This window comes from Clostridium sp. AF34-10BH (assembly GCF_003478095.1).
GTDB lineage: Bacteria > Bacillota > Clostridia > Lachnospirales > Lachnospiraceae > Acetatifactor > Acetatifactor acetigignens.
In genome coordinates this window covers 81,580-94,059 of record NZ_QUEC01000005.1, presented here as the reverse complement: position 1 = coordinate 94,059, position 12,480 = coordinate 81,580, and the positions used below count along the sequence as shown (strand labels likewise).

The window sequence follows — 12,480 nt, the reverse complement described above, 5'->3', positions numbered from 1 at the left end:
TGCTTGTTATGCGTATAATTTAGTCACGCTGCCAGCGCCCGGAAGCGCCGCAAGGCAGTACCAGCCCACTCTCGGTGACAGGGAGGCCGATCTCTTCGGCTTCCACATGACCGCCGAACTTTTTCGTCAGGGTGGAATTCATCATATAGGACAGCACGGCGGGCTGCAATCCTGTAGTGTACGAATTGATCAGGAAGAACAGCGCATCATCGGATAAAAGCTGTGCGGTCAGTCCTACGAAATCCCAGATATTATCTTCTATTTTCCAGATCTCGCCCTTAGGACCTCTGCCGTAGGAAGGGGGATCCATGATGATGCCGTCGTATTTGTTGCCACGGCGGATCTCACGCTCTACGAACTTCATGCAGTCGTCCACCAGCCAGCGGATAGGAGCATCGGCAAGCCCGCTGGCAGCAGCGTTCTCCTTCGCCCAGCCGACCATACCCTTGGACGCATCCACATGGGTCACAGCAGCTCCCGCAGCCGCAGCGGATACAGTAGCACCGCCGGTGTAAGCGAAGAGGTTCAGTACTTTCACGGGGTGGCCTGCCTCATGGATCAGACCGGAGAACCAGTCCCAGTTCACCGCCTGCTCCGGGAACAGACCGGTATGCTTGAAGCTGAAGGGCTTCAGATGGAAGGTCAGAGGATCAGCCTTACCGGAGGCTTCCTTCTGAAAAGGCAGGGTGTAATGAATCGCCCATTCATCCGGCAGATGGAAGAACTCCCATTCTCCGCCGCCCTTGGCACTTCTGTGGTAATGACCGTTTTTCTGCTTCCAACCCTTATGATCGTGGGGTGTCTTCCAGATGACCTGGGGATCCGGACGGACGAGAATATAATCTCCCCAACGCTCTAACTTTTCTCCGCTGGACGTATCCAGCACTTCATAATCTTTCCAATGATCTGCAATCCACATATAGAAACCTTTCTGTGTGTATACTTTGTAACTGATTTTTATAGGACATAATAATAGAATATAATACCGGAAAGACTTTTTCAAGGAATACTTGCTATTGAACCGCATTGAGCCATTTAAAGTCCTCTTCGGTCGATTCATGACATATTTGGGTCGATTCATGCAGCCCCTGGTTCCGCTGAGAGAAAGTGTGGTACGTTATCTTTAAGATAATGGGTATCACTATGCCCATCGGAAAGAGGTAAAACGCTATGAAAAAACGAGTATTGAGCATGTTACTGGCATTTATTCTCTGCTTCTCAACACTGCCCATGACAGCATTCGCACAGGAGGCTGATGCGGTGGCAGAACAGGAAGAACAGCAGGAAACAGACTCTGCGGCAGAGCAAGAGGAAGCAGAAGCAGCTGCGGCACCGGGGGAAGAGACTCCGGCTGATAAGAGCACCACTGCGGCAACTCCCGGTACGGAAGATTCCACTGCGGGCGAATCCCCCGATACTGTGGAACCCTCAGTGGAAAGTGTCAGCGATAGTGATGCCGGCACGCAGGATACCTCGGCAGACGATGAGAAGAAGGCAGCAGTGCAGAAGGTACAGGCACTCATCGATGCTCTGCCGGACGAAGTGACGGTGGAAAATGCAGAAAGTGTCGGTGCGCAGCTGGAAGCCATCGACGAGGCTATGGAGTCACTGACCAAGGAGCAGATCGCAGAACTGGATATGACACGACTTCATGCTATTTCTGAAGCGTTGAATACACCGATGACGGTTCCGATGACGGTGGCGGAAGGTCAGCATGTTGACCATCCCATCTGCGGCGCGACATGCACAGATAAGTATAAGCATAGCATTGTGACAGAGTGGAAGTCCATAGACAGTGAAGCAGCACTGCAAGCTGCAACGGAAGGATATTACTACCTGACTCAGGATATCGTGACAATGGAAACATGGAAACCGAACAATAACGTGGTGCTTTGTCTGAATGGTCACAGCATTGCGGCAAACGGGGATTTTGTTGTCATTGAGATAGATAAGGGACAATTTACTCTCTGTGACTGCAATAGTAGTGAGAGTATGCACTATTTCACCACAAGCAAGGAAGGTCTGTTCACTCGATGGGTGCCGTGCGAGGAAAATACGGAGAACCGCATCTCCGTTACAGGTGGAGTTATCACTCACAGCGTGGGAAGGTCGGATTTAGGTGTGAAAGTGGATAATAACGCCACTTTTACCATGTACGGTGGAACTATTTGTGGTAATAAGCTCCAAGGCAGTTATAATGGAGCCGGTGTGTATGTGCATAATAGCACATTTAATATGTATGGCGGTGCAATCAGAGGCAATGCTGCAAGTTGGGGTGGTGGCGTCGCTGCGCTCGGTAGCACATTTAACATGTATGGTGGTGTAATCAGCGACAACATGGTCTCTGCTTCTGCTGGCGGTGTACTGTTGTCGGACAAAAGCGTCATGAACATGTCCGGCAATGCACAGATTAGTAACAACATTGCTCCCACCAAATGGACGACATCAGGTGGCGGAGTGTATATATTTGCCAGCACTGACGGAGAAGTCGGTAACTGCTTATATATGTCCGATAATGCGAAAATCAGCGGCAATACAGCCACCCAAGGAGGTGCTGTGTATGTACGTAAAAACGGTCAGGTTACCATGAGCGGCAATGCGCAGATTAGCAATAACACGGCAACCGAGAATGGTGGCGGCGTCTATGTAGAAAATAGTACTTTTAAAATTGCCGGCGGTGCTCCTCGGGTCTGTGACAACTTGTGTCAAGATGTTCAGAACAATGTCTATCTGGCTACCGGCAATGCAATTCGGATTAGTAAATTATCCACATTCGCCGGAAAAATCGGCGTATCCACCCAGGATACACCCACCGAGAGCAACCTCGTAACGGTTGCCGCGGTAGCTGTGGAGGCTGGGGGTGGCGGTCACCTGACCGAAGAAGATTTGGATCATATTTGCAGTGATAAAGAGAACCTCTATCCAGTTCTTGTGGGTGGCGAGGTGAAATTGTCGGCGACCGAACCGCATCGGCATCCCGTTTGTGGCGCAACCTGTGGTGACAGCGAGAATCATGGAAATCAGACCTGGATAGGCGTTTCCAATCTGACTGACATCAAGAGTGGGGGCTATTATTATCTGACAGACAATGTTAAATTGAATGATACATGGATCTGCACTTATGATGTAGCACTCTGTTTAAATGGAAAAACAATCACCTGTGCAGCAGAAGTTGATGCCATTCAGGTTGCGAAAGGAACGAAGCTGATTATCACCGACTGTCAGAAAGTGGTCGGCAAGATTACCCATGCACAGGATAATATAGGACGAGGTATAATGTCCTTGGGTACCTTGATACTGTATAACGGCGAAATTACCAAAAACCAGATTGCCAAAGGTAGTGGTGCCGGTGTATACGTAGATGGTGGTAATTTTTACATGTATAAGGGCAGTATCTCTGATAACAAAGTAACCATAAACGGTAACGGCGGCGGTGTGTATGCAAAAGATAGCACCAACTTCGTTATATCCGGTGGTAGTATTGACAGCAACCATGCACCGTCTAGCGGTGGTGGTATATACTATGAATCTACAATTAGTAAGTCAGTAAAATTCAATATATCTGGTGGTAATATCGTTAGAAACACAGCCGTTACTGGTAACGGTGGTGGTATATGGCTGAAGAGTGCATATGGAAATATGAGGTTTACCATGTCCGGTGGTAGGATTTCAAACAACGTCGCTAGCAAAAACGGCGGTGGTGTATATATTTCTGAGCCCTATTACGGCAAGTTTACTGTGTCCAGTACGGCACAAATCACCGACAACGCGGGTAATGGAAACGATAACAATGTCTATTTGCCCAGCGGCAAGACCATTCTCATCGGTGCGAACGGGTTGAGCAGCTCCGCCAAGATTGGCGTGACCATGGGACAGCAGCTCGCCGAGGGTGTGCGAGTTGCCATCGCCAAGGGTACAAGCGATGATTACACACTGACCGCGGATGACCTGAATGCTTTCAACAGCGATACCGGCTATTACAAGTATGCGTTAGACAACGCTGTCAACTTTTCAATCGGCGAATTACATGTGCATGGTCTCTGTGGCACGGCGAACTGCACTGAGAGTAAGAATCACAAAAATGTGCTGTGGACTGCGATCAGGACGGAAGAGGATCTGCGCAACATCAAGGGTGGAAGTAGTAGCTCACACAGACAGTATTACTATTTAACGACTAATATTGCTCTGAATAATACGAGCTGGAATCCGACAGGCTACATCTCACTTTGTTTGAATGGTTACAGCATCACAGCTAACGGCAATTTTGACACCATTACCGTAGGTGAAGGAAAAGATACGGATTCACTTACACTTTGTGACTGTAACGGCAGCGGTAACAACACAGGAGAGATTACCCATGTTGACGGTATGAAAGGGCGTGGCGTATATTTAAAACCCTTCAGTGACCTTAGCCTGTATAGTGGAAACATCACCGGCAACAACACTGATGACCACGGTGGCGGTGTGTATTTGGACGGCAGTTTCTTCTACATGTACGGCGGCAGCATCACAGACAACAGCGCAAACAATGGCGGTGGCGTGGCTGGACGTGTAAGTAATTATAAAGTGAACGGGGGGTATGTCGTTGGCAGACTCTTGATGTTAGGTGGAACGATTACCGGCAACAAGGCAGCCGCCAACGGTGGCGGCGTTGACATGGATTGCGCCTTTGAGATGTGTGGTGGCAGCATCACCAGTAACGAAGCCGATGCCAACGGCGGCGGTGTTGCCGTGAAAGGTGATCATAGCGTCGAATGGAGTGGTGGCAGTGTCACCGGTAACACGGCGAAGAACAACGGTAGTGGTGTGTATGTAGCTGAGAGTGTTGAAGCCATGGAAGTCAACGGGGATGTGAACATTACCGGCAACACCAATGGCAATGTTTATTTGCCTGGCGGCAAGACTATCACCGTCGGCTCGACTAGGGGCAGCGGCACAAGTTTGACGGATGGTGCAAACATTGGTGTGACGCTGGAAAAGCTGCCTGCGGAGGGAGATTTTATGAAGTTCGCCGAGGCAGCCACGGGTATTACCCTGACGGATGAAATTGCGGGCAAATTCACCATCGACAATAATAGCAGCAACACATACAGCGTGCAGAACATCGACAACAGTCTGTATGTGGTAAGTGGCGAGCTGCATGAGCATGCAATCTGTGGCAGTGCAGACTGCAGTCACAAGACTAAGCATGACGATGTGTTGTGGACTCCCCTGACCTATAATGCAGATACACAGGCGCTGATGCGCGGCGGAACGAAAGTAAGCAGTAGCAATGGCACAGAAGGGATGGAATACAAACTTCCTGCGGGCAACTACTACTTACTGAACGATATTACGTTTGCCGGTACGATCAAAATCTCAGGCAACGTAAATCTCTGCCTGAACGGAAAGAGCATCACCAATTCGGCACAGGATGCTTCGACGTTTGTTATTCCCAAGAATGGCAATCTGACCCTGTGCGACCACGAGAGCGGTACCATCACCTCAACCGATAAGAAGTCTGATGGTGTGCAACTCAATGCTCACTCTAGCACTGACACTGCTACATTCACCATGTATGGCGGCACCATCACCGGAAATAGGAATGGTGTGGATGGGATTTCCGGTACTGATGTGTTTAATATGTATGGCGGTACCATCACCGGCAATAAAGTAGGAGCAGATATTCCTGCGAATGTTACAATGACGGTCGGCGGCACGGCAAAGATTACCGGCAACACCGACATGAATGTTCTCCTGTTCGAATATGATGAAAACTCGAAATCATTTATCAACATTGATTCAAGCCTGACGGATGCCGCAAGTATTGGTGTGTCTATCACCAATAGCCCCACGGCAGAAGTTCCGGTTCAGATTGCTACCGGAGCAACCGGCTTGGTGGACTATACTAAGATTTTCAAGCCGGACAATACAGATAGGGGCTATATGGTTATAAAGGATGCGCAGGGTAATCTGTACCTTAGCGCCCACCAGCACAGTTGGCAATACACGCTGGGCGCAGACGGCAAGTCGATTACCGCCACCTGCGTTAATACAACGAACTGTCCCAACATTGACGGCGGCAGCGTGACCATCAAGGCACCTGAGGAGAATACTCTGATCTACGATGGCAGCAACAAAAAGGCAATACTTGAGAACAAACTGCTCACCGGTGAGAAGGATCCCACAATCAGCTACACGGTTGGAAACGGACAGGGTGCTACACTCCCTGACGGTTCCTATCCCACCAATGTCGGTGCTTATACCGCAAGCATCACAGTGGGTGGTGTGACAGCCAGTGTGACTTATGAGATTCAAAAGGCAGATCCCGCAGCGAAAAATTTTGTCTTTACCGCACCGGGCAGCTTGACATATGACGGCATGGCAAAGACTGCAGACATCAAGACTGCGACGAACATCACCGGCATGGGCGATGTTATGGTGAAATACTATCAGGGCGAGACGGAAGTGCAGCCCATGAATGCGGGTGAATACAAGGTTAAAATCAGTGTGGCGTACGGCTCGAATTTTAACGCAGCAAGTGACCTGACGGATGAAAACTGGGCGTTTAGGATTACTCCCATTATTACCGAACCGACTGTGGAACTGAGCGGTAACACAACTTATACTTATACCGGCGAACGGATTACACCGGATGTTACCGTAACCATCGATGGCAGACCGCTGACGAAGGGTACGGACTACACCATTATTTACGGTGATAACGTAAACGCCGGTACGAATGCCGGTTTCGTAACCGTTAAGGCAAAGGGGAATTATGGATTTGCAGATGTTGTTAAGAAATTTGCCATTGAGAAGGCGGATCCGAAGCTGAGCTTTGAAAAGTCCACTGTGACGACCTCCTATGGAACGCAGCCTGCCAACAATAAGCTTACCAATATGGGCAACGGCGTGGTGACTTACCAAAGCAACGACAATTCCGTTGCAACTGTGAATGAAAAAGGTGAGGTTACCGTTGTCGGAGTGGGCGAGACAACCATTACCGCGACAGCCGCCGAGACGAAGAACTATAAGTTAGGCACGGCAAGTTACACACTGACGGTGAATAAGGCACGTGTTCATATTGTACAGGCTACCGTTGCCAACAAGGAATACGATGGAAGCGTGAATGCTGACGTCACAGGGGTAGTTTTTGCCAACGAGGCAGACGTGAGAATAGATAGTCTGGTAGCGGGTATGGACTACACGGTGACCGGTGCTTTCCAAAGTGAAAACGCCGGGAAACAGGATGCAGAGGTAACGGTAAAACTTCTTGGTGAGTTTGCCTCTCACTATGAACTGACCGGCGGAACATATAAGACCAGGGCAACTATTACTGCAAAGCCTATCAGCATTGCAACCGCGCGCACGCAAGACCGCAGCTACGAGCGGAATAATACCTCCGTGACCATTTTAGAAGTGACCTTCAAAGACAGCACAAACACACTTGTTGCAACGCTGACAAGTTCCGATTATACCGCGACCGGCAAGATGGTTAATGCGAATGTCGGCACAGACAAAAAAGTTACCGTTACGGTGACCCTGCAGGGAAAAGCGGCAGACAACTATAAGCTTGTTTCCAACATGACCACCGCAAAGGTAGCGATTACGCAGGCTAAGGGCGGTGTATTGCAGGAGGAGAACTTAAAGCAGAAATTCTCCGACCGGAAGCAGAAGACCTTCACACCCGATTACACAGGACTTCCTGCCGAGGAGACATGGACATACAGCATTTCCGAGGCACAAACTTCGGGATCTGCAAAGGTGGAACCGGCTATGATTAATACAGCCGGAAAGATCACCTACAGGCTGACAGCCGGTGCGGAAAATGACACCATCTGTTGGACGGTAACGATTTCCAATCCAAATTATAAAAACTTTACCAAGGATCTGGTACTGACCCTGACGGCAAAGGAACCTCAGGAGACATTGCGCATCACCGGTGACAACACTGTGGTCTATGGACAGAAGCTGCAACTGAGCACGGTCGGCGGCTCCGGAACAGGCGAGATTACTTACAAAGTGGATGAAGTAAGAAGCACAGGCGATGCGACGATTGATGAGAATGGCGTTCTGACTCCGGTTAAGGTCGGAAGCGTTGTTATCACAGCAACCAAGGCAGGTGATGTCGATTACAGTGAGATCACCAGTGCACCTTTTGTCATTATGATTACCCAGGCTGCTACAAGCGGTGAACCGAAGTACCATAAGATTACCACAGGCGGTAAGACCCTGGCAGACGCAGGACTGACGTTGGCAGGCAGCACCATTCATCCGGCAGACGGTACACTGGAGTGGATAGATGATGCAGGTGTACTTCCCAATGACACGGCAGTCGATATGAACAAGACTTACAAGTGGCGCTTCACCCCTGCGGATACCAATTATGAGATTCTGACCGGTGAAATCGAACTTTACCATGTGGATGCTCCGGCAGTCACTGCACAGCCCAAGAGTGTATCTGTGACAGTAGGAGACACAGCAACGTTTGAAGTTACTGCAACCGGTACGGACGTAACCTATCAGTGGCAGATTGACAGAAATGACGGCAAGGGATTTGTAGACATCACCGGAGCTACCGGTGCAACCTACACCATAGGAGTAACGGATAGAGACTGCAACGGATTTAAGTACCGGTGTGTTCTCAGCAATGCGGCCGGTTCAGTTACCACCGATACCGTAGTATTGACGGTACAGTATCAGATCATTGAAGGCGCGAACGGCTCCTGGAACCAGAATACGGACGGAAGAAGTCTCAAAATCAGAGGAAACGGTGAATATTCCAAGTTCCAGAATGTAAAGGTAGATGGGAATATCATTGATTCCAAGAACTATACCGTGAGTGAGGGCTCCACGATCATCGAATTACATGCAGATTACCTGAAGACTCTGTCCGAGGGCAGTCACACCTTTGAGATCGTATGGACAGACGGCGCCGCAGGCACCAGCTTTACGGTAGCAAGGAACACCTCCGGCAGCAATAATACCGGCAGCAATAACACCGGCAATAACGATAATAATGACAGTACGGACAACTCAGCTGCCGCAGCTCCCACCGCTGCTGCTACTGCGCAGGAACTGGACAAGGTTCCGGCTACCGGAGATCCTCTCGGTATCTGGCTGATGCTCTTTGCGATATCCCTGACCGGACTCGCAGGAATGCTGGCGAGAAGAAAGAAGAACTAAGAATAACGTAAATAATATAGAAACCTCGCTACAGAGATGATACCTGTAGCGAGGCTTTTTGTCTTGCAATCTTATTTTTCATTTATTATTGACACTATACTTACCTTTTATTATAATATAAGTGAACCACTGAACTCGCGAATGCGATGTAGGTGGTGTTTTATTTTGGATATATTACTAATCCATACATATTTGTCTCATTTGCTTTCAAATTTAATTTTTCCGCTTCCTTTAACGTCACCATAACCCGTTTTACAAAGAGTTTGTCAATTACAGTTCCCACTCGTTTGGGTAACTCTTCTTTCCGAATTTCGATTTTGAAATATAAATGTACAAAAAATGAAACGAAATCACATATTTGAATAAAATAGGATTCTGATGAATTTTTTTCCATAATATCCTCGATCATATTGCTGATCGGATGATTGACAAACCCAGGCAAATATTTGGATTGGATCGGATTAAATGCACGTATAGCTCTGGCTGTCTTTCTCATAGGTGCTATTCTGCCCTCATCCGTAATCACTAAATAATTCCATTGCCCATCGCTGTCATTCTCGATACGTTGTATATTATATTTCAATGCATTTTCAAGAACGTGATAGTTATTATCTTTAAATTTTTTCTTATCAATAATCACATTTACAATCTTTAAATCCATCTTTGCAATTGTTAACGTAAATGCTTTTATTATATCTTGTTTTGTTTCTTTTGACCAATGATACTCACGATATGGATTTTTATCCGTCAAAAAATGTTTTGTATGCATCTCTTCTGATACATGAAAGCCATATTTATCTTTCAATTCTCTTCTCAAAATACGCATTTTTTCAAAATTTTGCTGCCAGCTCTCTGCAGGCATATACAAACTTGTTAAAATAAAATGGTCTGATGAATTTATTGTTACTCCGTCATCCCCTGTTTCATCAAAATATGCTATATATGTTTTCATCAATTCCCCTTTCATATTTTAGACATTTTAATGCCATTCATTTTTAATAATGAAAACTATGGTGATTCACCAAAATACTGAAATTAAATAAGATTTGAAATAGAAAATTTACTTATAGATAGAGAATAGCAAACTATTCTCAGCCTGTCAACATGACAAAATAACATTCAAATCAGGCTTTCGCACATTACAGCGATAGCAAACTAATCTGTTGACGATAAGCCATTTCTTGTATATAATAAATCGTATCACTGTATACAATTAAGAAAATGTACAAGAAGAAAAATTTGAGGAGGCTATTATGACAGGAAATACGTTAGGCTGGGTAATTGTGGCATTCGTGCTGTATTTACTCATGATGATCGCTATCGGAGCGTTTTATGCAAAGGGCAATAACAATTCCGAAGACTACTTTTTGGGAGGCAGAAAGCTGAACGGCTTCGTCGCTGCGCTGTCCGCGCAGGCGTCGGATATGAGCGGATGGCTGCTGATGGGGCTGCCGGGAGCTATTTACTTAACCGGTGTCGGAGGTGACGGCTGGATCGCCATCGGACTTTTCATCGGCACGACGCTGAACTGGCTGTTCATTGCCACGAAGCTGCGCAGATATACGATCCGCGCCAACAATTCCGTTACGCTGCCGACTTATTTTGAGAACCGCTTCCATGATGAGAAGAAGGTATTGATGGCGGTTTCTTCTATTACTATTGTAGTATTTTTCCTGGTATATTGCGCGTCTGCGCTTTCTGCCGGAGGTCAGCTGTTTGAGTCCGTGTTCGGTATTGATTATCATGTGGCACTGACCATCGGTGCGCTGGTAGTTTTGGTCTATACCTTCCTCGGCGGATTTACCGCGGTATGTGTGACAGACTTTATCCAGGGTATGCTGATGCTAGTCGGTATTCTGGCAGTACCGCTGTTCGCTTATCATTTTCTGACAACCGGCGGCACTACATTGTCAGCCGGTCTGGAAGCCAGCGGTGCTGACAGTGCCAACTTCCTGAACCTGATGAAGAACGGTGACGGCAGCAACAATATCATCAGCGTGATCTCCGGTCTCGGCTGGGGACTGGGATATTTCGGAATGCCCCACATCCTGGTACGATTTATGGCAGTCCGGGATGAGAAGGAAATGACCAAGTCCAAGGCTACTGCCATCAGCTGGGTAGCATTATCCCTGGGATTTGCAGTATTTATCGGTATCCTGGGCAGAGCTTATCTGCCGGAGCTGGTGAATGGCAATAATGAGAAGGTATTTATTGAGATGATCAAGAAGGTATTTACCGTGGAGATGCGGGCTCCGTTCATTGCAGGATTGTTCCTCTGTGGTATCCTGGCAGCGATCATGTCCACGGCGGATTCCCAGCTGTTAGTCAGTGCCTCCAGTGTGGCGGAAGATATCTTCAAGGGACTGCTCAAGAAGGATGCGGATGACAAGACGGTCATGAATGTCAGCCGTGTCACTGTACTGGTGGTAGCTGTGCTGGCTTACATCATCGCATGGAATCCGAACAACACCGTCATGGGACTGGTATCCAACGCGTGGGCAGGTTTAGGTGCCGCCTTTGGTCCGCTGGTAGTGATGTCCTTATATTGGAAGAGAACCAACTTCCCAGGAGCGGTAGCCGGAATTGTCACCGGTGCACTTGCCGTTATCATCTGGGATTACATCCCTCTCGTGGGCGGACAGACTCTGGGCAAAGCTACCGGATTGTATTCCCTGGTAGTAGGCTTCGGGCTGGGACTTATCGCTATCATCGCAGTCAGCCTCACTACCAAGACTCCTTCCGAGGAAATGCTGCAGGAGTTCGAGGATGTGAAAGCGAACCGGCTGTAACAGACCGTTGATGAAATAAATATTGACAGACAAAAATACTGATGGACAGCGAAGACATCTGCCTGTCAGTATTTTTATGTATTTGTGTTGGCGAGGGTATGGGAGGCAAAAACAAGCTATCTGTACCCAGCAGAACTTGCGAAAGCGGGTATGTGAGACAAAATCAGGTCGATTATACCCTCCACCTTTGTACATCGGGGCACAGATAAGGATTTTGCCGTAATAAGCCCCGTCGATACCGGGATATCGGGGCGTAGATAAGGATTTTGCCAGAATAAGCCTCGTCGATACTGGGACATCGGGGCGCAGAAAGAGATTTTGTCAGAATAGGCCCCGGGGATATCGGACCAGCGGGGCGCAGCAAGAGATTTTGCCAGGATAAGCCCCGGGGATCTCGGACCAGCGGGGCTTAGAAAGAGATTTTGCCAGGATAAGCCCCGGGGATCTCGGACTAGCGGGGCTTAGAAAGAGATTTTGTCAGAATAAGCCCCGGGGATCTCGGACCAGCGGGGCGCAGAAAGAGATT

The 12,480-nt window shown here is 48.0% G+C and carries 4 protein-coding genes; 2 read left to right on the top strand and 2 right to left on the bottom strand.

All coding sequences use genetic code 11. The features are described from left to right. Nucleotides 1-19 precede the first annotated feature (19 nt). A complete protein-coding gene (locus DWZ61_RS06105) occupies nt 20-919 on the bottom strand; it encodes a class I SAM-dependent methyltransferase (protein ID WP_118537817.1) in 900 nt (299 codons plus the stop codon). A 251-nt stretch (nt 920-1,170) separates the two neighbouring features. Here DWZ61_RS06105 and DWZ61_RS06100 point away from each other — a divergent pair, with 251 nt between their 5' ends. Next, nucleotides 1,171-9,165, top strand: a complete 7,995-nt coding sequence (locus tag DWZ61_RS06100; protein WP_118537785.1) for a YDG domain-containing protein — start codon at nt 1,171-1,173, stop codon at nt 9,163-9,165. A 160-nt stretch (nt 9,166-9,325) separates the two neighbouring features. Here DWZ61_RS06100 and DWZ61_RS06095 read toward each other — a convergent pair whose 3' ends face one another. Then, complete coding sequence (locus DWZ61_RS06095; RefSeq protein ID WP_172594787.1) at nt 9,326-10,117, bottom strand: DUF3800 domain-containing protein; 792 nt, start codon at nt 10,115-10,117, stop codon at nt 9,326-9,328. A 301-nt stretch (nt 10,118-10,418) separates the two neighbouring features. On the opposite strand from DWZ61_RS06095, the gene putP reads away from it, so the two are divergent. Next, on the top strand, nt 10,419-11,954 hold the full coding sequence (gene putP / locus DWZ61_RS06090; protein ID WP_118537783.1) for a sodium/proline symporter PutP: 1,536 nt from the start codon (nt 10,419-10,421) through the stop codon (nt 11,952-11,954). Nucleotides 11,955-12,480: the final 526 nt, after the last annotated feature.